The 23516-nt window shown below is 69.0% G+C and carries 24 protein-coding genes and 1 tRNA gene; 15 read left to right on the top strand and 10 right to left on the bottom strand.

The window, feature by feature from the left end; translation table 11 throughout:
- Positions 1–33 precede the first annotated feature (33 nt).
- Both msrA and ELY12_RS14310 read right to left on the bottom strand, forming a co-directional pair.
- Positions 34–702 (bottom strand): peptide-methionine (S)-S-oxide reductase MsrA, encoded by a 669-nt coding sequence (gene msrA, locus ELY12_RS08180; RefSeq protein ID WP_241229784.1) that lies wholly within the window; start codon positions 700–702, stop codon positions 34–36.
- Positions 699–845, bottom strand: a complete 147-nt coding sequence (locus ELY12_RS14310) for a hypothetical protein (protein WP_164549456.1) — start codon at positions 843–845, stop codon at positions 699–701. The genes msrA and ELY12_RS14310 overlap by 4 nt, the downstream gene beginning before the upstream one ends.
- A gap of 83 nt (positions 846–928) precedes the next feature.
- Here ELY12_RS14310 and ELY12_RS08185 point away from each other — a divergent pair, with 83 nt between their 5' ends.
- On the top strand, positions 929–2497 hold the full coding sequence (locus ELY12_RS08185; protein WP_126176212.1) for a phytoene desaturase family protein: 1569 nt from the start codon (positions 929–931) through the stop codon (positions 2495–2497).
- Positions 2498–2611: 114 nt separating this feature from the next.
- Here the strand turns inward: ELY12_RS08185 and purH are convergent, their stop codons facing one another.
- From purH to rpe, 3 genes are all read right to left on the bottom strand, one after another.
- Positions 2612–4201 carry a bifunctional phosphoribosylaminoimidazolecarboxamide formyltransferase/IMP cyclohydrolase gene (purH, locus tag ELY12_RS08190; RefSeq protein WP_126176213.1) on the bottom strand — a complete coding sequence of 530 codons (1590 nt, stop codon included), beginning with the start codon at positions 4199–4201 and terminating at the stop codon, positions 2612–2614.
- A gap of 107 nt (positions 4202–4308) precedes the next feature.
- Complete coding sequence (locus ELY12_RS08195) at positions 4309–6165, bottom strand: heparinase II/III family protein (RefSeq protein WP_126176214.1); 1857 nt, start codon at positions 6163–6165, stop codon at positions 4309–4311.
- Between the two features lies 1 nt (position 6166).
- Positions 6167–6829: a ribulose-phosphate 3-epimerase gene (gene rpe, locus ELY12_RS08200; protein WP_126176215.1), complete on the bottom strand. Its 663-nt coding sequence runs from the start codon at positions 6827–6829 to the stop codon at positions 6167–6169.
- A 234-nt stretch (positions 6830–7063) separates the two neighbouring features.
- Between rpe and ELY12_RS08205 the strand changes: the two genes are divergently transcribed.
- Positions 7064–7558, top strand: coding sequence for a DUF2141 domain-containing protein (locus tag ELY12_RS08205; protein ID WP_126176216.1), 495 nt, complete (start codon positions 7064–7066; stop codon positions 7556–7558).
- 1 nt (position 7559) lies between these two features.
- On the opposite strand, the gene ELY12_RS08210 is transcribed toward ELY12_RS08205, so the two are convergent.
- Together ELY12_RS08210 and ELY12_RS08215 are read right to left on the bottom strand one after the other, a co-directional pair.
- Positions 7560–8447: a hypothetical protein gene (locus tag ELY12_RS08210; RefSeq protein ID WP_126176217.1), complete on the bottom strand. Its 888-nt coding sequence runs from the start codon at positions 8445–8447 to the stop codon at positions 7560–7562.
- Positions 8444–9418 (bottom strand): diacylglycerol/lipid kinase family protein, encoded by a 975-nt coding sequence (locus ELY12_RS08215; RefSeq protein WP_126176218.1) that lies wholly within the window; start codon positions 9416–9418, stop codon positions 8444–8446. Before ELY12_RS08215 ends, ELY12_RS08210 begins: the two co-directional genes overlap by 4 nt.
- Before the next feature lie 87 nt (positions 9419–9505).
- Between ELY12_RS08215 and ELY12_RS08220 the strand changes: the two genes are divergently transcribed.
- The gene (locus tag ELY12_RS08220; RefSeq protein ID WP_126176219.1) at positions 9506–10702 is read left to right on the top strand and encodes a M20 metallopeptidase family protein; all 1197 of its coding nucleotides are present in this window, start codon (positions 9506–9508) and stop codon (positions 10700–10702) included.
- Between the two features lie 220 nt (positions 10703–10922).
- The gene (locus ELY12_RS08225; RefSeq protein ID WP_126176220.1) at positions 10923–12461 is read left to right on the top strand and encodes a long-chain-fatty-acid--CoA ligase; all 1539 of its coding nucleotides are present in this window, start codon (positions 10923–10925) and stop codon (positions 12459–12461) included.
- 2 nt (positions 12462–12463) lie between these two features.
- Here ELY12_RS08225 and ELY12_RS08230 read toward each other — a convergent pair whose 3' ends face one another.
- Positions 12464–13270, bottom strand: a complete 807-nt coding sequence (locus tag ELY12_RS08230) for a sensor histidine kinase (protein WP_126176221.1) — start codon at positions 13268–13270, stop codon at positions 12464–12466.
- A gap of 2 nt (positions 13271–13272) precedes the next feature.
- A complete protein-coding gene (locus ELY12_RS08235; protein ID WP_126176222.1) occupies positions 13273–13458 on the bottom strand; it encodes a hypothetical protein in 186 nt (61 codons plus the stop codon).
- Positions 13459–13555: 97 nt separating this feature from the next.
- Here ELY12_RS08235 and ELY12_RS08240 point away from each other — a divergent pair.
- A tRNA-Arg gene (locus ELY12_RS08240) sits at positions 13556–13632 on the top strand.
- Between the two features lie 154 nt (positions 13633–13786).
- On the opposite strand, the gene ELY12_RS08245 is transcribed toward ELY12_RS08240, so the two are convergent.
- Positions 13787–14161, bottom strand: coding sequence for a PilZ domain-containing protein (locus ELY12_RS08245; protein WP_126176223.1), 375 nt, complete (start codon positions 14159–14161; stop codon positions 13787–13789).
- Between the two features lie 144 nt (positions 14162–14305).
- On the opposite strand from ELY12_RS08245, the gene ELY12_RS08250 reads away from it, so the two are divergent.
- The 10 genes from ELY12_RS08250 (at position 14306) to ELY12_RS08295 (ending at position 23489) form a co-directional block, all read left to right on the top strand.
- Positions 14306–14710, top strand: a complete 405-nt coding sequence (locus tag ELY12_RS08250; RefSeq protein WP_241229785.1) for a hypothetical protein — start codon at positions 14306–14308, stop codon at positions 14708–14710.
- Positions 14711–14883: 173 nt separating this feature from the next.
- Positions 14884–15375, top strand: coding sequence for an MmcB family DNA repair protein (locus ELY12_RS08255; protein WP_126176224.1), 492 nt, complete (start codon positions 14884–14886; stop codon positions 15373–15375).
- A gap of 33 nt (positions 15376–15408) precedes the next feature.
- Entirely contained in the window at positions 15409–16122 is a 714-nt protein-coding gene (locus ELY12_RS08260) for a sterol desaturase family protein (RefSeq protein WP_126176225.1), read from the top strand.
- Between the two features lie 20 nt (positions 16123–16142).
- Entirely contained in the window at positions 16143–16538 is a 396-nt protein-coding gene (locus ELY12_RS08265; protein ID WP_126176226.1) for a DUF2141 domain-containing protein, read from the top strand.
- 106 nt (positions 16539–16644) lie between these two features.
- Positions 16645–18345 carry a PAS domain-containing protein gene (locus ELY12_RS08270; protein WP_126176227.1) on the top strand — a complete coding sequence of 567 codons (1701 nt, stop codon included), beginning with the start codon at positions 16645–16647 and terminating at the stop codon, positions 18343–18345.
- Positions 18346–18401: 56 nt separating this feature from the next.
- Positions 18402–19508: a phosphatase domain-containing protein gene (locus ELY12_RS08275; RefSeq protein ID WP_126176228.1), complete on the top strand. Its 1107-nt coding sequence runs from the start codon at positions 18402–18404 to the stop codon at positions 19506–19508.
- Entirely contained in the window at positions 19505–20452 is a 948-nt protein-coding gene (locus tag ELY12_RS08280; RefSeq protein ID WP_126176229.1) for an alpha/beta hydrolase, read from the top strand. Before ELY12_RS08275 ends, ELY12_RS08280 begins: the two co-directional genes overlap by 4 nt.
- Positions 20453–20463: 11 nt before the next feature.
- Entirely contained in the window at positions 20464–21819 is a 1356-nt protein-coding gene (locus ELY12_RS08285; protein ID WP_126176230.1) for a M48 family metalloprotease, read from the top strand.
- Positions 21820–21831: 12 nt separating this feature from the next.
- Positions 21832–22527, top strand: coding sequence for a DsbA family protein (locus ELY12_RS08290; RefSeq protein WP_126176231.1), 696 nt, complete (start codon positions 21832–21834; stop codon positions 22525–22527).
- Positions 22524–23489 (top strand): PDZ domain-containing protein, encoded by a 966-nt coding sequence (locus ELY12_RS08295; RefSeq protein ID WP_126176232.1) that lies wholly within the window; start codon positions 22524–22526, stop codon positions 23487–23489. The genes ELY12_RS08290 and ELY12_RS08295 overlap by 4 nt, the downstream gene beginning before the upstream one ends.
- Positions 23490–23516 lie beyond the last annotated feature (27 nt).

Genomic DNA, 23516 nt, shown 5'->3' on the forward strand with positions numbered 1-23516 from the left:
TAGTGCCTGGCGCGCCTCCGCGCCAGTGCAGGGTCAGTTGCGGACGAAGGCGGTCTGATAGACGCCGGGGTACATGCCCTTGAGCGCGGCGACCTTGGGCGCGTCCCACCGGATGATGTAGCCGTGCTTCGGATTGTTGAGCGCGAAATCCTGGTGATACGCTTCGGCCGGGTAGAACGCGCCGCTTTCGATGGTGGTGACGATCGGACGGCTCCACAGCTTGGCGGCGGACAGCTGCGCGATGTAGGCCTTGGCGACCGCGGTCTGCTCGGCGCTCTGCGGGAACAGCGCGGTGCGGTATTGGGTGCCGCTGTCGGGGCCTTGGCGGTTCTTGAGCGTGGGATCGGCGATCACCGAGAAGTAGATGCGCAGCAACTGGTCGTAGCGAATCACGGCGGGATCGTAGGTCACCTTGACCGCTTCGGCATGGCCGGTGCCGCCGCCCGACACGGTGTCGTAGCTGGCGTTGGCCTTGCTGCCGCCGGCGAACCCGCTGACTGCGCTCTTCACGCCCTTCACGTGGCTGAAAACCGCCTCGACGCCCCAGAAGCAGCCGCCGGCAAAGACCGCGGTCTTGAGGCCCTTTTCGGCCGCCTCGCGCTTCGCCATCGGCGCGTGGACGGTGCCCTCGCCCGCGATCGCGGCGCTTTGGCATCCGGCCAGCGCCAGTGCGGCGGCGGCGAGGAGCGCCGCGCGCTTCACCGGGTGGCGACCACGGGCGCGGCGTGCGCCTGGCTCACCAGGCCCGCCTCGCCCTGCGGTGCCATCTGCCACACCGCGATCGCGGTGCCGATGGCAAAGCCGATGCCGAGGTTGCGGGTGAGATCGGACGAGAACAGGCGCATTTCAGATTCCTTTGGCTGCGCGATATGGGTAGCCGTCAAGGAATTGCGAGGCCCTTAACCCGGCCGTTGGGGGAGGTTCATGGATGCTCGACGCCGCGATCATCGGGGCGGGCCATAATGGGCTGGTGTGCGCGTTCTACCTCGCCCGGGCGGGGCAAAAGGTGCGGCTGTACGAGGCGCGCGGAGTGCCCGGCGGGGCGGCGGTGACCGAGGAGTTTGCGCCGGGTTTCCGCAACTCGACCGCGAGTTACACCGTCAGCCTGCTCCAGCCCAAGGTCATCGCCGACATGGGCTTGGTTCAGCGGGGCTACCGGGTGATCGAGCGGCCGTTCGCCAACTTCCTTCCACTGGAGGGCGACTATCTGCTGGTCGGTGGCGGCTTGGCGGCGACGCAAGCCCAGTTTGCACGGTTTTCAAGCAAAGATGCGGAGGCGCTCCCCGACTACTACGCGATGCTCGAAACGGTGGCTGAGGTGCTGCGCGACCTCGCGCTCAAGGTACCGCCTGACATCAACGGCGGCCCGCGGGCGCTGCTCGATGCGGTCATGCAATCGCGCAGGGTCGCCAAGCTGCCGCTCGCCGCCAAGCGCGACGTGCTGGCGCTGTTCACCCGCTCGGCGCGCGAGGTGCTGGAGCAGCGGTTCGAGAGCGAGCCGGTCAAGGCCGCGTTCGGGTTCGATGCCTGCGTCGGCAATTACGCCAGCCCCGACGCGCCGGGCAGCGCCTATGTGCTCCTCCATCATGTGTTCGGCGAGGTGAACGGCAAGAAGGGCGCATGGGGCCATGTGCCGGGCGGAATGGGCACGGTCACCAGGCTGATGGCCGAGGCGGTGCGCGAGGCGGGCGGCGAGATCGTCACCGACGCGCCGGTTGAGCGCGTGCTGGTCGAGGACGGAAAGGCCGTCGGCCTGCGCCTGGCGAGCGGCGAGGAGGTGCGGGCGAAGCGCGTCATCGCCAACCTCGGGCCCAAGCCGCTGTTCGATCGCCTCGTGCCAAGCGAGGCGGTGACACACGACTTCGCGCGGGCGATGGCGGGATACCAGAGCGGATCGGGTTCCTTGCGGATAAACGTCGCGCTGTCCGGATTGCCGCGCTTCACCCATGCGCCGGCGGGCGAGGAACATCTCAAGGCCGGCATCATCATCGCCCCAAGCCTCGCTTACATGGACCGCGCCTGGCGCGACGCGACCGAGCAAGGCTTCAGCCGCGAGCCGATTGTCGAGATGCTGATCCCGAGCCTCGTCGATGACAGCCTCGCGCCACCGGGCCAACACGTCGCGAGCCTGTTCTGCCAGCACGTCGATCCGGACCTGCCGGAGGATCGCGAGGATGACGCGGTCGAAGCGGTATTCGACACGATCGAGGCGCATGCCCCTGGATTCCGTGCACTGGTTTTGCACAAGCAAGTCCACACCCCCCGCGCGCTCGAAGCCAAATTCGGCCTGTGGCGCGGCGATATCTTCCACGGCCGCATGAGCCTCGACCAGCTCTGGGCCGCGCGGCCGGCGCTGGGTGCAGGGAGCTACCGGACCCCGTTGCCGGGCTTGTGGCTATGCGGCGCGGGCGCCCATCCCGGCGGCGGAGTTACCGGCGCGCCCGGCCACAACTGCGCCCACGCGATCCTGCGCGAAGGGAAGTGGTGGCGCCGTTAGAGACGGTTCGCGACTAGCGAGCCGCAAGGGCGACCGCCCGCCCGCAGGCGCACCGGAGCGAAGCGTAGGAAACCGCGCCGAGGACGAGCGCGCGGAGGCGCGCTCGAAAAGCAATCAATGCCGGAAGTGGCGCATGCCGGTGAAGACCATCGCCAGGCCCGCGTCGTCGGCGGCCTTGATCACTTCCTCGTCGCGGATTGAACCGCCCGGTTGGATCACCGCGGTCGCGCCCGCCTCGGCCGCGGCGAGCAGGCCGTCGGCGAAGGGGAAGAAGGCATCGGAAGCGACTGCGCTGCCGACTGTGCGGGGCGCGTCCCAGCCGTGCTTCTCGGCCGCCTCGGCCGCTTTCATCGCGGCGATGCGCGAGCTGTCGCGGCGGTTCATCTGGCCCGCGCCGATGCCGGCGGTGACGCCGTCCTTGGCATAGACGATCGCGTTCGATTTCACGTGGCGGGCGACGGTCCAGGCGAACAGGCAGTCGTGCAATTCCTGTTCGGTGGGCGCGCGTTTTGTTACGACTTTCAAGTCGTTACGGGTGATCGCCCCGTTGTCGCGGTCCTGCACCAGGATGCCCCCGGCGATGACCGCCATCGTCTGGCCGGGGCGGCGCGGGTCGGGCAGGCTATCGACGAGGAGCAGGCGCAAGTTCTTCTTTTTGGCAAAGAAATCGAGCGCCGCTTGGTCCGCGCCGGGGGCGACGACCACTTCAGTGAAGATCTGGCAGATCGCCTCGGCGGTTGGGCCGTCGAGCGGGACGTTGGTGGCGACGATGCCGCCGAACGCCGAAACGTCGTCGCAATGAAGCGCTTCATTCCAAGCGGCGAACAGCGTCGAACACTGGGCGACACCGCACGGATTGGCGTGCTTGACGATTACCACCGCCGGATCCTGCCCGCGAAATTCGGCCGCTAGCTCCAGCGCCGCGGCGGCGTCGTTGTAGTTGTTGTAGCTGAGTTCCTTGCCTTGCACCTGCTGCGCCTGCGGCAGCCCTTGGGTGTGCGGGCCGGCGGGCAGGTACAGCGCGGCGTTCTGGTGCGGGTTCTCGCCATAGCGCAGCGTGCCGGCGAGCTTCCGTGTCATCGATACCATCGGCGGGAAGCGCTCGCCCTGGTCGGCGAAGGCGAACCACTGGCTGATCATGCTGTCGTAGGCGGCGGTCGCGGCGAAGGCCTTGGCCGCCATCCGCTTGCGGAAATCGAGCGAGGTCGCGCCGTCGTTGGCGCCGAGCTCCTCCAGCAGCCTATCGTAGTCGGCGGGGTCGGTGACGATGGTCACGAACTGGTGGTTCTTCGCCGCCGAGCGGACCATGCTCGGCCCGCCGATGTCGATGTTCTCGATCACCTCGTCCCGCTCAGCACCTCGCATCACGGTCGCCTCGAACGGGTAGAGGTTGACCACCACCAGGTCGATCCCGCCGATCTCGTGCGCGTCCATCGCCGCGGCATGGTCCGGGTTGTCGCGCACCGCCAGCAGGCCGCCGTGGATCATCGGGTGGAGCGTCTTTACGCGCCCGTCCATCATCTCGGGAAAGCCGGTCACGTCGGACACGTCGCGCACCGTCAGCCCTTCGTCGCGCAGTGCCTTGGCCGTGCCGCCGGTCGAGATCAGCTCGACCCCGGCGTCGGCCAGCGTACGGCCGAGTTCGGCCAAGCCGTCCTTGTCGGACACCGACAGCAGCGCCCGCTTGATAGTCACGTCAGTCACTTGCACTTACCTCGTCATTGCGAGCGCAGCGAAGCAATCCATGATCGCGCGCTCGGGAGATGGATCACGTCGTCGCTACGCTCCTCGCGATGAGGAAGGAAGTTGGCTCAGCTCATCTTCTTGAACAACCAGGAGAATGTCGCTCCGGCGCGCGGCGCGAGGCCCTGGATCACCAGCTGCTCGATCGGCTGTGGGCGGCCCTGGCCGTCGACCCACAGGCTTTCCTCGACCGACAGCGTCACACCCTCACCCAGCTCGCCGCAGCGGAACTGCCAGTAGCTGCCGTCGGGCAGCGCGAGGCCGGCGCCGCGGCCGTTCTGCGTCAGCCCGAGTTCGATCCCGGGGCCGATGTGGAAGCGGATCGCGAAGGCGATCTTGCCGCGCTTGCCCTTCTTGCCCGCGGGCACCAGCAGGTCGTCGCCGCGCAGCTCGCTGCCGTCGTCGCGCAATGTGAGGATGCGGCGATGGAGCAGGCCATGCCTCGCTGCATAGCCGTCATGGCTCGCCTCCAGCCGGGTCGCCCCGCCGTTCTCGAGTGCGAGAACGCGGCGATCGATCTCGACCTCGCCGACGCCCGCGCCGAGCTTTCCGTTTAGGACCACCGCGGTCGAGTTGGCATCGCCCAGCGTCATCGTAGAGTGCGCCGCGGTCGCGCGCAGGCCCTGCTCGATGCGCGCCGGGACGAGACCGCCGGCAAACGCCGCACCCCCGCAGTTGACCACGATCCGCTGGGGACCGTGGCTGAATTCGAACGCGAGGGTGGAGGCGCAGCCGCTGCGCGCGTGCTTGGCGAGCGGCGGAGGGGCTGCATCGAACTGCAGCACCGCTTTCCCCCCGGTCGCACGCTGGTAGCCCCACTGGCGCGCGTCCTTGAGCGGCCGGGTGCGCACGCCGCTCGCCGAGACCAGCGCGGCGATTCGCTCGGCCGAAACCGCCCCCGCGCCCTGCCACGAGCCCAATCCACCGTCGCCGTGCGTCAGCGCCAGCAGCGGCGGCACCAGCATCCCCAGCATCGCCTCGATCGCCTGCGGAGGCTCGCGCCGCACGGCGCGGTAGGCGGCCTTCAACTCGACCAGCAGCGCGATCGCCTCGGCCTGGGCGAGCGGGCTGCGGGAGAGCACGCCGCCGTCATCGGCCACCAGCTCGCCCAGCGCGCGGACCAGGCCCGCCTCGCCGAACAGCCGGCGCGGCTTGCCGTCGGGCAGGAGCAGCCCGGCAGCGACGATCGCGCACCAGCCGGCGACTTCGCCGAGGCCGTCATTGGCCTTGCCGACGTTGCGGTCGAGCCAGCGCGCGGTCTCGCTCATCGCCCTCAGCGCCTTCGAACGCAGCCGCGCATCCTGCCCCGAGAGGATCAGCGGGGCGTGGACTAGCCAGCCGAGCAGGCGCAGCCCCGTGTTCTCGACGCTCCACGCCGCGCCCGCCTTGCGTGGCGACACGCCACCCACTCTTGGATTGGCGGCGAGCCAGGCGGTGAGCACCCGCTCGGCGGTCGCAGTGCATTGCTCGCGCGGGGCGGAGGCGCACAAGTCGCGCAGCCAGGTGAAGCCGTGGACGGTGCGCTCGAACGGCGGGGTCAGCCGGGCGTTCGGGCCGAAGTCCATCTGGGTGATTGGCGCCTTGACCCCGTAGACCAGGAAATGCCCGGCCCGCAGTGCCACTCCGGCGGCGCGGTCGCCCGCCAGCGGGCTCTCGACGGTCGCCAGCAGGCGCGCCTTGGCCGGTTTGCCGAAGGGGCGGGTGAGGCTCGCCCCAGAAAAGCCCATGCGATAGGCGAGCCGGATCAGCGCTTCGCCCGCGCCGACCGACGGCGGGGAAAAATCGGCAATCGCCAGCGCGCGGCCGGGCTCGATCAGTTCGCTCGGCGCCTCGGCCACTTGCGGCTCGGGACGATCGTGGAGCGGGATCGCGCGCGTCTCGGGCTGGTGAGTGGTTCGCCGGGCGGTGACGGCAGCCTCGGCCACCTTACGCCTCGCCCTTCAGCGCGGCGATGTTGGCGGCGTAGCGATCGGGTCCGCCCTTGAAGGTCGCCGAGCCGGCGACGAGCACATCCGCCCCGGCGTCGACGCATTGGCGCGCGGTGACCGCATCGACCCCGCCGTCGACCTCGAGGTGGATCGACCGGCCGGCCTTGTCGATCATCTTCCTCACCGCCTCGATCTTGCGGAGCTGGTTCGAAATGAAGCTCTGCCCGCCGAAGCCGGGGTTGACGCTCATCACCAGGACCAGGTCGATATCGTCGATCAGGTAATCGAGCATCTTGGCCGGGGTCGCCGGGTTGAGGCTGATGCCGGCCTGCTTCCCCAGTGCCTTGATCGCTTGCACCGTGCGGTGCACGTGCGGGCCGGCCTCTGGATGGACGGTTATGATGTCGGCGCCAGCTTCCGCGAACGATTCCAGCCACATATCGACCGGGCTGACCATCAGGTGGACGTCGAACGGCTTGGTCGTTTGCGGGCGCAGCGCCTTCACCACGCCGGGGCCGATGGTGAGGTTGGGGACGAAATGCCCGTCCATCACGTCGACGTGGATCCAGTCGGCGCCGGCGGCGTCGATCGCGCGCACCTCTTCGCCGAGCCGGGCGAAGTCGGCCGACAGGATCGATGGGCTGATCAACGGGCGGGCCATGGGCGGCCTTTGCGCTCCTCGGGAGATGCCTTTCAAGCGCTTAACCATCGCCTTCCGAGGCGCACAAGCGATTCAACCTGCCTTTTCCACGAGGTCGGCGGGCAAATTCTTCGATTGTCCCGATTAAGGGCAAATTCAGGCCACCGCTGGCAACTGCGCGCTCAATCCCCGGGGCCACCCCTTTCGCGCCGATGCCTTGAGCCGCGCACCTTGCCCCGCCATATGGACGGACCCATGACCTTGCGTACGCCTCGCCTTCCCCTCAGCATGATCGCGCTCGGCGCGCTGGCGCTCGGCGCGGCGGTGCCGCTGCATGCACAGTACCGGCAGACGATCGGCAACAACATGGCGACGTGCCGCGGCAACGGGCCGGCGGTGCTGGTCACGGTCGATGGGGTGAAGGCGTCGAAGGGCCGGATCCGCGTGCAGAGCTACCGCGCCAACGCCGCCGACTGGCTCAAGAAGGGCCGGTGGATCAATCGCATCGATTCCGCCGCGCGTGCCGGGACCATGACCTTCTGCGTGCCGGTGCCGAGCTCCGGCAGTTACGGCATCGCGGTGCGCCACGACCTCGACGGCGACGGCGAGACCGACCTGTCGAGCGACGGCGGCGGCATGTCGAACAACCCTTCGATCAACATCTTCAACCTCGGCAAGCCGAGCTACACGAAGACGGCGATCTCGGTCGACGGGGTCAAGTCGATCCGCATCAAGATGCGCTACATGTAGGCTACTTGCGGGCGCGCCAGACCCGCCACAGCACGGCGGGCGCCGCGAGCACCGGGTGCTTCTCGCGCCACGGGGTGAGCTCGACCGGAACGCCGGTGTGCCGCTCGATCTTCCACGCGGCATAGCGCGCCGCGCCGTCGAAGGTGGTGCTCGCCTTGACCAGCCGCAGCAGGTTCAATGGCTTGCCGAGCCGGGTGCGGGTGCGCCACCAGCGTGCGATTTCGGCGCGCGTGTAAGGCGACAGGGTGGGCGACAGGACCTCGCCGTCGCGCTCGAACGCAATTCCTTGCGCTTCCCACGCGAGCGGTAGCAGCCCGTCAAAGTGGCCGGCGTTGACTGACAGGATATCGTTCTCCCGGCCCGGCTTCTCGACCCGGAATTCAGCCTGATACGTCGCGCGGAATAGCGCCCGCCAATACTCTTCGGCACGGCCCTTGGCTGGCCCGAGCGCTGCTGCCAGACGCGCCGCCGTCTGCGCCGCACCCGCGACCGCCGAACTGACCTCGCGCCGCGCCGCGTCGTCCGCCGCCCACGCCAGTGCGGAGGGCTGGACGAACCGCGCCCAGATCGTCGTGTCGCGCGATTCCCCGCGCGCCGCGCGGACGAAGGTCTCCACCGCCATCGTCGCGATCTTCGCGCGCAGGGTCACGCCGTCGATGGTCCATTCGCGGTACGACACGCGCGGCCAGATCCGCTCCACCTGCGGTCCAGGCAGGAGGACGTAAAAGTCGAGCACCCCCTCGAGCGATCCCGTGCGCAGGTTCGAACCGTAGAACAGCACCGCCCGCGCGCCCGCGTCGCGCCCCAGCTCCCCGGCGATCGCGCGGACCTGCGGCACGACGGCCGCATCGAGCGCGGCCGCGATGCGATCGTCGAGCGCCTCGCTCATGGCACCACGAACGTGAGCGGCGGGCCCTGGGTGATCTCGTACGAGCCTTCGGGAAATGCCTCGCCGTCGAGGATGAACCGCCCGCCGAGATCGAGCAGGATGCGGTCGGTCTCGCACCGGTGCAGGCCGAGCCGTTCAAGCAGCGGCCGGTCCCAGCCGCAGGCGATCATCGGGATCAGCGCCATCAGCCGCCGGCGCGGGTGATCGATCACCCCGAGCTTCAATCCCGTGCGGTCCCCGAACGGCTTCATCCCGAACGAAAAGGCTTCGAGCGTGGCCGCCAGCAGCATCGCCCGCCGCGCCGGATCGCCCTTCGCGCTGCGCGGCAACTCGTGCGCGTCCTGGCCGACCCGCACCCGCATCGACGCGCCGCGCCGCCACAAGTTGCGATCGGTCCCGAAGATCGTCTGCAAGACACCCCAGGCAGCGGTTGCGCCGATGGCGAGGCTGTCGAACGCACCCAGCCGGTGCGCGTCCTGTCCGGCACTGACCGCGACCGTGAACAGTCCTGCGCCGAACACGAACCCGACCAGCTCGCCGCCGTTCTCGACATCGCGCACCACTAGCGGGCGCCGCACCACTCGCTCGCCGTCGCGGATGGCGTCGATCGCCTCGGCCAGCGTCCAGTGCTTCGGCGCGCCGAGATCGACGTTGAGCGCGTTGGTCTTGCCCGCCGGCACCAATGCGAGCAGCGGCCAGCGGTCGCCGAACACCGGCATCCCCGCGGTGAGCACGTCGCGCACGGTCCCGTCGCCGCCGCTGATAGCGATGCACTCGACCCGCTGCTCGGCGAATCCGGCCAGCACCGCGCGCAGCTCGCCGCGCTTGGCGGGGGAGGCGACGATGACGTTGGGGAGCGCGTGCGCCGCATCGACCACCTTGCGGTTGCGGTGGCTGCGCGGGTTGAAAATCACCCCCACCTTGGGCTCGGCCTTCGGCGAGTTCGGCAGTTCGGACGGCGCGGGCAGCATGCCCCCCGCGCCTTAGCCGCGCCGCCGAACGCGCACCACCATACTTTTGCTGTCCTACAGCCCGCCACCCGCGCTAGCGTGCGCGCCATGCTGCATCCGAACCTGCTCGATTCGGCGCGCGCGATCTCGGACCGGATCGTTTCGCTGCGCCGCGCCATCCACGCCGAGCCCGAGCTGGGCCTCGAGACTCCCAAGACGCTGGCCAAGGTGCGCGCAGCGCTCGCCAACCTGCCATTGGAATGGCGCGAGGGCGGCAGCACGACGGGCGCGGTCGCGACGCTCAAGGGTGCCAAACCCGGTCGCCGCGTGCTGCTGCGCGGCGACATGGACGCGCTGCCGATGGACGAGCACACCGGGCTCGACTTCGCTTCGACAACGCCGGGCCGGATGCATTCGTGCGGCCACGATACCCATACTGCGATGCTCGCGGGAGCGGCCGAACTGCTGTGCGCGCGCCGCGAGGAGCTGGCGGGCGAAGTCCAGTTCATGTTCCAGCCGGGCGAGGAAGGCTTCCATGGCGCGAAGCACATGCTGGAAGACGGGCTGATCGATCCGCTGCCCGAAGCCGCCTTCGCGCTCCACATCATGCCCAATTCGCGCCACGGCATCGTCGCGGGCCGCGCGGGCGCGCTGATGGCGAGCGCCGACCAGCTCGATATCGTGGTCGAAGGGCGCGGCGGTCACGCCTCGATGCCGCACGACACGCTCGACCCGGTGCCCGCCGCCTGCGCGATCGTCACCGCGCTGCAGGCGCTGGTCACCCGCCGCTTCAACGCCGCCGACGCGGTGGTGATCACGGTGACAATGATCGAGGCTGGGACCGCGCACAACGTGATCCCCGACGGGGTCGCCCTCCGTGGTACGATCCGCACGCTGACCCCGCGCAACCGCGACACCGTCCACCGCCTGATCGCCGAGACCGCGCAAGGGGTCGCGGCGGGCTATGGCGTCGAGGCCAAGGTTACCGTCACCCCCGGCTTTCCGGTGACGATGTGCGATCCGCGCGCGGTGGCGATCGGGCAAGAGGTCGCCAGCGGCCTGTTCGGCGAGCAGGACTGGGTCACCCTCCCCGCGCCGATCATGGGCGCGGAGGACTTCTCCTACGTGCTCGAGGCGGTGCCGGGAGCGATGTTCTTCCTCGGCGTGGCACGTGAGGGTGACGATTACCGCAACGCCTGCGCGATCCACTCGCCGCGCATGTTCGTCGACGAGGCGGCCCTCCCGCGCGGCAGCGCGGTGCTTGCGGGATGTGCGTTGCGGTTCTTGGAGCGCGGGTTCGACTAACTCCTGACCCCAGCCCGCAAACTCTACGTCACCCCGGACTTGATCCGGGGTGGTGCATCCTTCCAGCGCCGCACCTCAAGAAAAGCACTGGCCCGGATCAGGTCCGGGCCGACGAACGAGGGAATCGCCTCGGCCGCTGTTATCACTTGCGATAACAGGTTTCTCACAGCAACTTGCCTCGCAAGATTCGCCGCAGCAGACGGCGACCAAGGAGAGGCGAATGGAATACACCGACAAGTCGCGCGTGCTCGGCGACGCGCTGACGCAATGGGCAAGCGAAACCCCCGACAACATCGCGCTGCGCGACGGCGAGGTGACGATCGACTGGACCACCTACGACCGCCACGTCACCCAGGTCGCCAACGGCCTCGCGGCGATGGGGCTCAAGAAGGGCGATCGGGTCGCCTACCTCGGCAAGAATGGCTACCGCGCAGCCGAACTCGCACTGGCCTGCGCGCGCGCCGGAATGGTTCTGGTGCCGGTGATCTGGCGCCTCGCCCCGGCGGAGATCGAGTACATCCTCAAGGACTGCCAGGCCGCCGCGCTGTTCGTCGAGCCGCTGTTCGCGAAACAGGCCTTCGACGGCCCGCGGGTGACGATGGACGGCAGCTTCGATGCCTGGCGCGACATGCAATCGGCCGATCCGGTCACCACCCCGGTGGAAACCGGCGACGTGTTCCTGATGCTCTATACCTCGGGCACCACCGGCATGCCCAAGGGGGTCATGCTGACCCACCGCAACGCCACCGTGCTGCGGCCGATCGTGCAGGAGACCGGGCTCGGCTGGTTCACCTCGGAGCCGGGCGACGCGCTGATCCACGCGATGCCGTTCGGGCATATCGCGGGCGTCGGCTCGGTGGTCGGCGCGGCCAACGCGGGCCAGCACCTGATCATCCACACCGAGTTCGATCCCGGCCTGATCATCCGCGACATCCAGCGGCACAATGCCAAGCAGGCGTTTCTCGTCCCCGCAGCGCTCGCCATGATGCTCGACCACCCGGACGCCAAGGACGCCGATTTCTCCAACCTCCAGGGCATGGGCTACGGCGCCAGCCCGATCCCGCTCGACCTGCTCCAGCGCGGGGTCGAGCGGCTGCAGTGCGACTTCGCGCAGATGTACGGGATGACCGAGACGTTCGGCACCGTCGTCTGCCTGCGCCCCGAGGACCACGGGCCGGGCAAGGAGAAGGTCATGCGCTCGGCCGGGCAGGCGCTGCCGTCGGTTAGCCTGCGCATCCTCGACGAAGAGGGCAACGTCCTCCCGCCCGGGCAGATCGGCGAGGTGGCGATCAACAGCCCGACCAATATGGCCGGTTACTGGAACAAGCCGGAGGAAACCGCGCGCGTCCTGAGCGCAGACAACTGGCTGCGCACCGGCGACGCCGGCATCATGGACGAGGACGGCTACCTCTACATCCAGGACCGCATCAAGGACATGATCATCTCGGGCGGCGAGAACGTCTACCCGGCCGAGGTCGAGAGCGCGATCTATGGCCACCCGGACATCGCCGACGTTGCGGTGATCGGCGTGCCCGACGATAAGTGGGGCGAGGCGGTCAAGGCGGTGGTCGTCCGCCGCCCGGGTGCGAGCCTCGAGGCCGACGGGGTGATCTCCTACGCCCGCGAGAAGATCGCCGGATTCAAGTGCCCCAAGTCGGTCGACTTCATCGACGCGCTGCCGCGCAACCCGTCCGGCAAGATCCTCCGCCGCGAACTGCGCGCACCCTATTGGGAAGGGCGCGAGCGGCAGGTAAACTAGGGTCAGGCGTGCTGCAGCGTGGTGGAGTAGCGTAGCCCTTCGGGGCGCAGGTCGAGCACCGGGTTGCTGCCGACGCGCTTCAACAGCTTAGTGCCGAAGCCGCCCCGCCCGCTGGTGGTGACCGGCGGGCCGTCGCCTTCGTGCCAGGCGATCCCGATCGCGGAGCCGTCCTGCGCGATCGTCAGCGCAACGTTGCCGTGATCGTGCGACCAGGCGCCGTACTTGCAAGCGTTGGTCGCGAGCTCATGCAGCACCAGCGAGAGCGAGACGACATCCTGCCCGCCGAGCGTGAGGTCGGGGCACGACAGGTCGAGCCTCCGGCGGTCCTGCAGGAACGGCTGGAGCGAGGAATCCACCACGTCGCGCACTTTCGCCGTCGGCCGGTCGACATGCTCGGTCAGCAGGTCGTGCGCCGAGGCCATCGCCCGCAGCCGCGCCGAAAACGCGGTCAGTTGGCCCTGGTCATTGGGCAGCGTCTGCATCGCGATCGACTGCACCACCGCGAGCGCATTCTTCAGCCGGTGGGCGAGCTCGCGGGCGAACAGCTCGGCGGTCTCGGCGTCCTTGCGCGCGGCCTCCATGCTGGCGTGGTAGTTGCGGTAGGCTTGCGTGCGGTAGAAATGCGAAGTGGTCAGCAATGACGCGGCGATGACCGCGAACCCGAGCAGCGGGATCAGCCCCGCCTCCCCCATGTCGAAGGTGAACGGCGAGAAGAAGAAATACCACGACAGCACGCCGCCGACGATCGCGGCCGTGACACCTGCCGCAAGGCCGACGAAGGTGCCCATCAGCATGATCGCGACCACCACCGTCAGCGTCGGCAGCTGGGTTGGCAGGATCGGCAGCGGATGGCGACCGCGAGCAGCGCGGCCGCAGCCCCCACCGGCACTTCCCACCAATGGAACTTCGCCGGATCGCGCGACATGCGCGACGCGATCCGCACCGACAGCGGCTCACGCTTGCCGCGCGCGTCGGTGGTGCGGGTCTCCTCTGCCATCGCGCGCATTTCTGCCCGAGGGCATGGCAGCGCGCAACCGCAGCGGGATAAGTGCTGGCAAGCACGAAAGCCCTTTGCTAAGCGCCCGCGCCTAGTTGCACCCGTAGCTCAGCTGGATAGAGCGCTGCCCTCCGAAGGCAGAGGTCACAGGTTCGAATCCTGTCGGGTGCGCCATACCGGAAGGGCCGACCGCAAGGGCGGCCCTTCCGGTATGGCGTATCATGAAGGTTCGAAGCTAAGGTTCGGAGTCGAAGCGCCAAAGGCGCGTAGACGTGCGCAGCGAAGCGAAGCACAATCCTGTCGGGTGCCCGCGGCCTCCCCAGCAATCTCAGTCCGGCACCACCCGCATCTGTGCGCTCAGCGGCGGCAGCTCACTACCGAACTGATCGCGCATCGCCGACTGATCCCCGTCGAAATCGTCCTTGCACTCGCGCAAGACCGACAGCAGCTCGTCCGCCGACAGCCGGTCGTAGAACTCGATCCCGATCCGGTTCGCATCCGCCCAGACTGCCCGGCCAGCCGCCTCGACCGTCCTGGTGAGCTCGAGCAAAATCGTCGTCCCCGGAGGAATCGCTACCGCCCCCACCTCGATCGCGCAGCCGCCGGTCGACAGGTCGAGCACGGTCACTCTGATCGGAGTCGCCGGGATGCGCCCCACCACCGTGCGGTTGATCTTCGTCCGATAGCTCTTTCGCTGGTCCATGATCCCCGCACCCGCCCCTAGGCGCCTGTGATATAAGTTATTTTGCGTAGTGCGGATTGTAAGGAAACGTCAGCGCGCGCGGCGGCGAGGGGGCAGCGCGCATTAGCGATTTGGCAAGCGACTCCGGTTAACAGGGCGGTCACGATGAACGCTCCGCCGACCGATTTCGCCGCCGCCTCGCGGCAAGAGGGTGCCGCGCTTCGCGGCCCCAGCGCGATGAGCGTGCAGTGGGCCGCGTTGCAAGATGCTGCCGCCGCGGTCGCTTCGCTGGCCGGGCTCGCAGCCGAGAAGCCGAGCGCGCAAGTGCGCAACTTCCCCGCGCTCATCAAGGATGTCGGCGGCTGGCGGCTGGAGCTGGCGACCAACGGCGTCGCCGATCTCACCGCGATGATGAAGCCCGGGGTCAAGGCGCTGCTGGCGGTCTCGGCGCGCGGGCAGGACCCGACCCCGGCCGCGCTCAGCCTGTGGCGGGAGTATCACCACGCGCGCGCCGCGCTGCTGGAGCTGGTGCCCGAGCAGGGGCACATGGGACCGCTACGGAAGGCGTGACGGCGGGTCTCTCACTCAACCGCTAAATCAGAATCCGTCATCCCAGCGAAAGCTGGGATCTCGTTGTACAATGCGTGGCGTCAACCGGGACGAGGTCCCAGCTTTCGCTGGGACGACGGCCATGGGTTCGATGGCGTGTTGACCTAGTTCTCATTTCGTTCCACTCGGGACGGATGCCCGATTCTGCGCTTGCCCTTGCTTCCGAACGACACGACGCCATCGCGGTGGCGCGGGGGATTTGCCGGTTGTTCGCGCGCAACGACATCTGGTGCCTGTCGGAAATGCCGTTGCGCAACGGGCGGCGGGCGGACCTGATGGGAGTCGATCCCAAGGGGCGGATCGTGATCGTCGAGATCAAGGTCAGCCGGGCGGACCTGGTGGGCGATGGCAAGTGGCCCGACTACCTCGACTTCTGCGACCGGTTCTACTGGGGTGTGCCGCCGGGCATCGATTGCGCGATCCTCGACGGCCTCGACTTCAAGCCTGACTGCTGCGGGGTGATCGTCGCCGACGGCTACGATGCCGAGATCGTGCGCCCTGCACCCAGCCACCCGCTCGCCGCCGCGCGCCGCAAGGTCGAGATCGAGCGTCTCGCGCGCACTTCGCTGCGCCGCTCGATCGTCGCGGGCGATCCGCACTGCGCGCCGTGGGGCCAAGGGTTGTAACTCCAGCGGCGTGCCGCGCATAAGCGTCGCACGATGCTGACCGCCGTCATTCTATCCGCGCTGGCAATGACCCTGATCGTCGCGCTGCGCTATCTGGCGGCGAGCGGCGTGTTCGCCTGGGCGACCAGGCGCGTGCGGCCGGGCCACTACAACGGGCTCGACGCGCAGATCCGGCGCGAGATCGGCTGGTCGCTCGCCTCGGCGGCGATCTACGGCATCCCCGCGGGCGTGGTCGCGTGGGGCTGGCAAGCTCACGGGTGGACGCTCGTCTACACCGAGTGGGACGCCTACCCGCTGTGGTACCTTCCCCTAGCGCCGCTGCTCTACCTGCTCGCGCACGACACCTGGTTTTACTGGACTCACCGGCTGATGCACCGGCCCACGGCGTTTCGCGTCGCACATGCCGTCCATCATGCCAGCCGCCCGCCGACCGCGTGGGCGGCGATGAGCTTCCATCCGATCGAGGCACTGACCGGCGCGGTCGTCATCCCCGCGCTGGTGTTCGCGATCCCGATCCACGCCGCGATGCTCGGCCTTGTCCTGTTGATTATGACCGTGATGGGGGTGACCAATCACATGGGATGGGAGATGTTCCCCCGCGCGCTGGTTCATTCCCGCGCAGGAAACTGGCTGATAACCGCCAGCCACCATCAACGGCACCACGATCTCTACCGATGCAATTACGGCCTCTACTTCCGCTTCTGGGACAAGCTGTGCGGCACCGACCGCGGGCTCGCGGTGCCCTGATCGTAGCGCTCGCCGGCGCGATGCTGGCGGGGGCGAGCGCGCCGGAAGGGACGGTCAACCTCACCGTCACCGGGCTGCGCTCGGCCAAGGGCCAGGTGCTCGTGTGCCTGACGCGCGAGGCCGATCACTTCCCCGATTGCAGCGGCAGCAAGACGGCGCGCAGCGCGATCGTGCCCGCGTCGCGCCCGCAAGCGACTTTCGCCGACCTGCCGCAGGGGCGCTATGCCATCTCGGTCCTGCATGACGAGAACGCCAACGGCCGGGCCGACAAGACGCTCGGGCTGATCCCGCGCGAGGGGTTCGGCTTTTCACGCGATGCGCCTGTGCGGATGGGTCCGCCCAAGTTCGACCAGGCCGCATTCGCCATCGATGGCGGCGACGTCACGCAGTCGATCCGGATGCGCTACCTGATGTGACCCGACCGGCCGCGAGCGGAAAAGTCGCGGCGCAACTTAACGGGATGTTTACCACGCCGCGGCACAACCGCCCCGATCGCTTAGAGCATAGGGGCAGCGACGGGTAATGGACACTCTGCGGGGACAATTCGGCAGCATCAGCGTCGATTACGACGAGCCGCTCGATCTGACCGTCGAGGATGAGGCGGACCGCGAACTGCCGCCGAGCCCTGTCGGCCAGGACGAGCGCCGCATGCAGGTGCGCGCCTACAATCATTGGGCGAGCCTGTTGGCCGACCGCAACCTGCCCTCGATCGAGGATCTCGATCCCGACAGCCTGCCCGATTTCGGGCCCTACTCGGTCCTACTCGATTTCAGCCATGGGATCGAGGATCCGGCGGTGCGCTATCTCGGCGCCGCGCTCGCGGTGGAGTGCGATGCGCCGCAAGGCATCGCCCAGTTGTCCGACGTGCCGGCCCGCTCGCTGCTGAGCCGGATCACCGACCACTACATGCAGATCCTCGCCAACCAGGCGCCGATCGGGTTCGAGGCCGAGTTCGTCAATCAGCGCGGCGCGACGATCCTCTATCGCGGGATCCTGCTGCCGTATTCGAGCGACGACGACACGATCGATTTCATCTACGGCGTGATCAACTGGAAGGAGATGGCCGACCAGCTGACCAGCGACACGCTGCTGCTGGAGATCGACCAGGCGCTCGAAACCGCACCCGAACCGGAAATCCGCGCGCCCGATCCGGTGACCGACTGGGCCGACGGCCCGGGCGCCGTCGAAGAGATTCCTGAAATCGCCGTAGCTGTGGCCGACGCGAACGATCCTTTCCCCCTGCCCGCCTTCGGCGAGGACGACGAGGACGAGGACGACGATTCGGGGGACCTCTACGAAGCCATCGAAGCGGTCGACGAAGAGCCGGCGGGCAGCAACCGCTTCGGCTCGCTGCTGTCGCTCGGCGGCAGCAAGGTTGGCCGTGCGCCGCTCGAACTGGGCGACGCCGATGAATTCGGCGGTGACGAGTTCGGCGACGACGACGAGGAATACGACTACGCCGACCAGGACGCCGCGCTTGCTGCCTGGCAATCGCCCGCGCGTGCCGCGGCGCCGGTCGAAGAGGCGGAGTTCGAGGTCGCTGATGTCGACACGGTCGAGGAGGTCGCCTACCCCGTCGCGGTGGTGCCGACCCCGCTGGTGGTCGCCAACGAGAACTTCGGCGCCGACGAAGGCCTCTACGATTGCCTCGCCGCCGCGCGCGAGCTGGCGCTCGCCGCCCGTTCGAGCGAGGACCGCACCCGCAGCGCGCTCTACGCCGCGGTCAGCCGCGCCTACGACTTCAGCCTCGCCGCGCAAGCCGAGCCGGAGGCGTTCGCCGAACTGATCGCCGACAGCGGCCTGACCGTGCAGGAACGCGCGCCGATGACCCCGGTGGTCAAGCTCGTGTTCGGCGCCGACTACGACAAGACCCGCCTCACCGAATACGCCGCCGTGCTCAACCACGCGCACCGGATGGGCGTGGAGCGCGGCACCCTCGCCGGCCTGCTCGCCGAAGCCGAAGGCGGCCTCAAGGGCGTCGTCCAGGCCGAGCGCGACTATCGCCGTGCCGATGGCGGCGAGGTGGTCGTCCGCGAAACCCCGCGCGAGGCGCTCGCCCGCAAGCTGCGCGCAATCGCTCCGCTGGGCTTCGAGGACATCGACACGGAGGGCGAGGAATTCGCGCTGGTGATGGTCCGCCGGGTCGAGGGCAAGGTGGTAGTGCTGGGCGAGATCGCCGACCTGCCGCTGGTCGAGAAGGCCGCCAAGAAGCTCGTCGCCTAAATCCCGGATTTCAAAGCGCTGTCATTGCCGCCGCGCGCCCGCTAGCGCGGGCAGCGATGGCCCTGTTCGACCGCGCTCCCGTCCGCCTGCAGCCGTTCTTCGGCTACCGCAGCCAGACTCGCCTCACGATCACCGCCCGCGCGCTACGCGCCGGACCGCCGCGCGACGACGTGTTCGCCCGCCGCGGCCGCCTGCAGGCGATGCGCACGATGCTCGCCCAATTCGCCTCGCGCGAGGTTCCCGGGCTGGCCGTGCGGCTCGAGCTGCGGCGGCTCGACGGCACCATGATCGAGCATCACGGCGTCACCGATGGCGAGGGCTACGTCCGCTTCGACGTCGTGCTCGACCCCGTATGGCCGCTACCGAGCGATCCCGCGTGGGAGATCGCCTGCCTGCACTGGATCACGCCCGACGGCGCGCAGTGCGTCGAAGGCTTCGTGCTCGCACCGGGCAGCGCGACCAAGCTCGCCGTCGTCTCCGACATCGACGACACGATCGTCGAGACCGGGATCACCGGCGGCCCGCGCGCCATCGCGCGCAACTGGCGCCGCGTGCTGGCCGAATTGCCCGACGAGCGGATCGCGGTGCCGGGGGCGGACGTGTTCTACGGCGCGCTCGGCGGCGGCGCGGTGCTCGCCGGGCCGGGCGGTGCGGGGACCCGCTACGCCGCGACGCACCGGCCGTTCTTCTACGTCTCGTCGAGCCCGTGGAACCTGTTCTCCTATCTCGTCGCCTTCCAGCAAAGCCGCGGCCTGCCCCTCGGTCCGCTGCTGCTGCGCGACTGGGGATTGGACCGGGCAACCTTTGGCGGCGAAAGCCACGGGGCGCACAAGCGCGCAGCGCTCGACGCGCTGCTCGCGTTCTACCCCGACATGCGCTTCGCGCTGATCGGCGACGACACGCAGGGCGACCTCCCCGCCTACGCCGACACCGTTCAGGCCAATCCGGGCCGGATCGCCGCGGTGTTCATCCGCACGGGCGCCGGTCCGCTGTCGCCCGAGGAAATTGCCGGGCGGTCGATTATCGAGGCCGCGGGGGTGCCGCTGTGGTTGGGAGACGACTACGCGACCGGTGACGACTTCCTGCGCGCCAACGGCATCTCGACCGAGGGCGAGACCGCGCAGATCGTGCAGACGATTCAGGACAAGGGGACCGCGAGGTGAGGCGAGGCAAGAAGGGGCGCTGGCTGGTGGGAATCGCGATCGTGCTGCTGGTGCTGGCGGCGGCGGGCTACGGCACCTGGCGCTGGGCGGTCGCGCGGGGATCGGCGGCCACGCTCGACTGGATCGATGCGCGCTTCTCCCGCGCGACACCGGTGCGGCTGGCGGAGGAGGGCCGCTACGGCGCGAGCCATCACCAGAACGTCGAGCTGTGGGTGCCGCAAGGACAGCCGCCCGCGGGCGGCTGGCCGCTGGTGGTGTTCGTCTATGGCGGCGGCTGGCATGACGGCGCGACCGAGGAATACCGCTTCGTCGCGCGCACGCTGGGCGACCGTGGGTACGCCACCGCGCTGGTCGGCTATCGCCTGGTGCCCGAGGGGCGCTTTCCGGCGATGCTGCGGGACACCGCGGCGGGCGTGCGCTGGACGCGCGACCATGCCGCCGGTGCTAGCATCGACGCCAAGCGGCTCGTCCTGACCGGCCACTCGGCGGGCGCCTACAATGTCCTCATGCTCACGCTCGATCCGCAGTGGCTGGAAGAGGCAGGCGTACCCGGAAGCGCAATCGCGGGCACGGTCAGCCTGGCCGGACCGGCGGACTTCTATCCCTTCACCAGCGCTTCGGCGAAGAACGCGATGGCGGGCGCGCCAGATCCCAAGGGGACGCAGCCGATCAGCTTCGCTCGCGCGGGCGCGCCGCCGATCCTGCTGCTGCATGGGACCGCCGATGACGTCGTGCGGGTTCGCAACTCGCGCAACCTGGCCACGGCGATCACGCGGGCCGGCGGGAGGGTGCAGGAGATCGAGTTCGACGGGATGGGCCACGCGGGCGTCGTGATGGGCCTGTCGCGCCCGTTCGCGCAGGGCGGCAAGGTGCTCGATCCGATGCTGGCGTTCATCCGCAGCTCGCTCGCGGCTTCAGTTCCGGTTCAGCGCGAAAACCGCTAACCCGCACCCCGATGCGCTTCGCCTCCCGCGCCCTTGCAGTCCTCGCGGCCGTGTCGCTGCTCGCCCAGCCGGCGAGCGCGCAGTCGGTGTTGCGCGATGCCGAGACCGAGGCGCTGCTCGACGATCTCGCCGCGCCGCTAGTGCAGGCCGCCGGCCTCGCGCCCGGCAACGTCGACATCGTGCTGGTCGGCGATTCGTCGATCAACGCCTTCGTCGCGGGCGGACAGGCGGTCTACATCCACACCGGCTTGCTCGAGGAGGCCGACACCGCCGAGGAAGTCCAGGGCGTCATCGCGCACGAGCTGGGCCACATCACCGGCGGGCATGTGATCAGCTCGTCAAAGGGCATCGCCACCGCGGGCAAGATCTCGATCCTCTCGATGCTGCTCGGCGTCGCCGCCGCGGTCGCCGGGGCGGGCGAAGCCGCGATGGGCGTGATGATGGCTGGCCAGCAGGCGGCGATGGGCAATTTCCTCGCCTTCAGCCGGGTGCAGGAGAGCGCCGCCGACGCCGCCGGCGCACAATACCTGTCGAAGGCCGGCATTTCGGGGCGCGGCTCGCTGAGCTTCTTTCGCAAGCTCCAGAACATGGAGTTCCGCTATGGCATGAGCCACAGCGACGAGGACGCCTACGCCTCCACGCACCCGATGTCGGGCGACCGCATCGCCCGCCTGACACACGACTACGAAATCGATCCCGCGTGGGACAAGCCGGCCGACCCCGCGCTGCAGGCGCGGTTCGAGCGGGTGAAGGCCAAGCTCGCGGGCTACATCCAGGAACCCGCCCAGACGCTGCGGCAGTATCCCGAGACCGACACCAGCGCACCCGCGCGCTATGCCCGCGCCTATGCCTTCCACAAGCAGGCGATGATGGACAAGTCGCTCGCCGAGACCGATGCGCTGCTGAAGTCCGCGCCGGACGATCCCTATTACCTCGAGCTCGAAGGCCAGGTCCTGCTCGAATCGGGTCGGCCCGACGATGCGATCCCGCCGCTGCGCAAGGCGACCGCGCTGACCGGCAACCAACCGCTGATCGCCTCGCTGTTCGGACACGCGCTGCTCGCGACCGAGGACAAGACCCACTACCCCGAAGCGGAGGACGTGCTGAAGGCCGCGGTCCAGCGCGACCGGCTCAACCCCTTCGCGTGGTACCAGCTTGGGGTCATCTATGCCGCGCAGGGCGATATGCCGCGCGCGCGGCTCGCCAGCGCCGAGCAGCAGGTGATGAGCGGGCAATACCTCGAGGCGCTGCGCAGCGCGCAGGCCGCGACCGCGGGCCTGCCCGAGAACACGCCCGACTGGCTCCGCGCGCAGGACATCGTGTTCGAAGCGCGCGGCGCGCTTGAACGCGACAAGAAGCGCAAGTAGCCCCCGCAGCCGATGCTCCGCTTCCTTCCTGCCGCGCTCGGCGCGATCGTGTGCGGTTTCCTCGGCGCGTGGCTGTTCACGCTGAGCGGCCTCGGCGGTAGTGCAACCGAAAAGTGGCTGCTCGATCACCCCGAGATCCTGCCCAAGATGGCCGAGCGTTACCAGAACGTCGAAGCGGCCAAGCGGATGGCTGGAATCCATGGGCAGCTTGTGCAGCCGTTCCCCGGCGCGGTGCTCGGCAACCCCAACGGCAAGACCACGCTGGTCGAGTTCACCGACTATGCCTGCACTTACTGCCGCCATTCGATCGCGGACGTGCAGGCGCTGATCGCGGCCAACCCGGACCTCAAGGTCGTGATCCGCGAATGGCCGATCTTCGAGGGCAGCGACGCCGCCGCGCGCATGGCGCTCGCCGCCGCCAAGCAGGGCAAGTACGCGCAGTTCCATGACCTGATGTTCGCGCACGGGCCGCCGAGCCCCGCGACCATCGAGCTTGCCGCCAAGGGTGCGGGCCTCGACCTTGCGGCGGCCCGTAAATTCGCCGCCTCCCCTGCGGTCGAGCTCGAATTGCGCAACAACCAGCAGTTCGCGCGCCAGCTCGGGTTCGAAGGAACGCCGAGCTGGGTGGCCGGCAACCAGGCCTTCTCGGGCGCGGTCGGCCGCGAGCGACTTGCCGAGGCGATCGCCGCTTCCGACGAGGGCGCATGACCCGCGCAGGGCTGGCGTTGGCCGCCCTTGCAGCGGCGCTTGTCGCCCAGCCCGCTCAGGCAGGGGTGGCGGAGGACCGCGCGGGCCTCATCAGTCTGCAAGCCGAGGACTTGCGCCTGCAATCGCTCGGCTGGCGGCTCGCGACCGCCAACGCGCCGTTCTGCGAACATGCCGCACCCGCCATCGGGCTGTTGCTGCAGGACATGGCGAACTACGCCGAGCCCGCCCGCATGCGCGCGGCCGCCGGGATCGCCGGCGATATCGCGGTCGAGGCGGCCGTCCCCGGCGCGCCCGCTGCACTGGCCGGACTCTCAGCGAACGACGAGATCATCGAAATCGACGGCCAGCCGATGGCCGCATTGCCGCCGGTCAAGGCCAACGACTGGAAGCGCCTTACCGGCCTGCATGATACGATCGACGCTGCGCTGGTGCGGGATGGCAGCGTGCGGATCACCTGGCGGGAGGCGGACGGCTCCACCCATGAGGCGGACATCAAGGGCGTCCCCGCATGCCCGACCCGCTTCGAGCTGCTCGACGGCGGCGGACGCGCGGTGGCGGACGGAAAGCGGGTGGTGTTCGGCCGCAAGTTCGCCGGCTTCGGCCTGGCGGAGGACGAGATCGCCGCCGCCATCAGCCACGAATTCGCGCACAACCTGCTCGCGCACCGTGCCTGGCTGCATGGCCGGCGCAGCGCCAAGAACATCCGCCTGACGGAGCGCGAGGCCGACCGGCTGATGCCGTGGCTGCTGGCCAACGCCGGCTACGATCCGGCCGCCGCGGTGCGCTTCTTCCACAAGTGGGGACCGGGCAACGACGGCTGGATCTTCCGCGCGCCGACTCACGACGGGTGGGACGAGCGCGCCGACTACGCCGCCGCCGAGCTACCCAAGATCGCCGCGCTCAAGGCTGCCGGCCAGCCAGCCAACTGGCGCGCCCACTTCGAGCGGGAGGTCGCCCGCTAACTGTGTCCCGCAAAGACTACTTTGGGA

It is taken from the genome of Tsuneonella rigui (genome assembly GCF_003958625.1).
Lineage (GTDB): Bacteria > Pseudomonadota > Alphaproteobacteria > Sphingomonadales > Sphingomonadaceae > Tsuneonella > Tsuneonella rigui.

Excerpts from the sequence above, each read along its gene's own strand:
- ELY12_RS08260 (WP_126176225.1), top strand. The coding sequence starts at position 15,409 with ATGCTGACCGCCGTCATTCTATCCGCGCTGGCAATGACCCTGATCGTC.
- ELY12_RS08235 (WP_126176222.1), bottom strand. The coding sequence starts at position 13,458 with ATGGCAGAGGAGACCCGCACCACCGACGCGCGCGGCAAGCGTGAGCCG.
- ELY12_RS08250 (WP_241229785.1), top strand. The coding sequence starts at position 14,306 with ATGAACGCTCCGCCGACCGATTTCGCCGCCGCCTCGCGGCAAGAGGGT.
- ELY12_RS08220 (WP_126176219.1), top strand. The coding sequence starts at position 9,506 with ATGCTGCATCCGAACCTGCTCGATTCGGCGCGCGCGATCTCGGACCGG.
- ELY12_RS14310 (WP_164549456.1), bottom strand. The coding sequence starts at position 845 with ATGCGCCTGTTCTCGTCCGATCTCACCCGCAACCTCGGCATCGGCTTT.
- ELY12_RS08255 (WP_126176224.1), top strand. The coding sequence starts at position 14,884 with ATGCCCGATTCTGCGCTTGCCCTTGCTTCCGAACGACACGACGCCATC.
- ELY12_RS08225 (WP_126176220.1), top strand. The coding sequence starts at position 10,923 with ATGGAATACACCGACAAGTCGCGCGTGCTCGGCGACGCGCTGACGCAA.
- ELY12_RS08215 (WP_126176218.1), bottom strand. The coding sequence starts at position 9,418 with ATGCTGCCCGCGCCGTCCGAACTGCCGAACTCGCCGAAGGCCGAGCCC.
- ELY12_RS08210 (WP_126176217.1), bottom strand. The coding sequence starts at position 8,447 with ATGAGCGAGGCGCTCGACGATCGCATCGCGGCCGCGCTCGATGCGGCC.
- ELY12_RS08295 (WP_126176232.1), top strand. The coding sequence starts at position 22,524 with ATGACCCGCGCAGGGCTGGCGTTGGCCGCCCTTGCAGCGGCGCTTGTC.
- ELY12_RS08290 (WP_126176231.1), top strand. The coding sequence starts at position 21,832 with ATGCTCCGCTTCCTTCCTGCCGCGCTCGGCGCGATCGTGTGCGGTTTC.
- ELY12_RS08245 (WP_126176223.1), bottom strand. The coding sequence starts at position 14,161 with ATGGACCAGCGAAAGAGCTATCGGACGAAGATCAACCGCACGGTGGTG.
- ELY12_RS08285 (WP_126176230.1), top strand. The coding sequence starts at position 20,464 with ATGCGCTTCGCCTCCCGCGCCCTTGCAGTCCTCGCGGCCGTGTCGCTG.
- ELY12_RS08275 (WP_126176228.1), top strand. The coding sequence starts at position 18,402 with ATGGCCCTGTTCGACCGCGCTCCCGTCCGCCTGCAGCCGTTCTTCGGC.
- rpe (WP_126176215.1), bottom strand. The coding sequence starts at position 6,829 with ATGGCCCGCCCGTTGATCAGCCCATCGATCCTGTCGGCCGACTTCGCC.
- ELY12_RS08270 (WP_126176227.1), top strand. The coding sequence starts at position 16,645 with ATGGACACTCTGCGGGGACAATTCGGCAGCATCAGCGTCGATTACGAC.
- ELY12_RS08205 (WP_126176216.1), top strand. The coding sequence starts at position 7,064 with ATGACCTTGCGTACGCCTCGCCTTCCCCTCAGCATGATCGCGCTCGGC.
- ELY12_RS08265 (WP_126176226.1), top strand. The coding sequence starts at position 16,143 with ATGCTGGCGGGGGCGAGCGCGCCGGAAGGGACGGTCAACCTCACCGTC.
- ELY12_RS08185 (WP_126176212.1), top strand. The coding sequence starts at position 929 with ATGCTCGACGCCGCGATCATCGGGGCGGGCCATAATGGGCTGGTGTGC.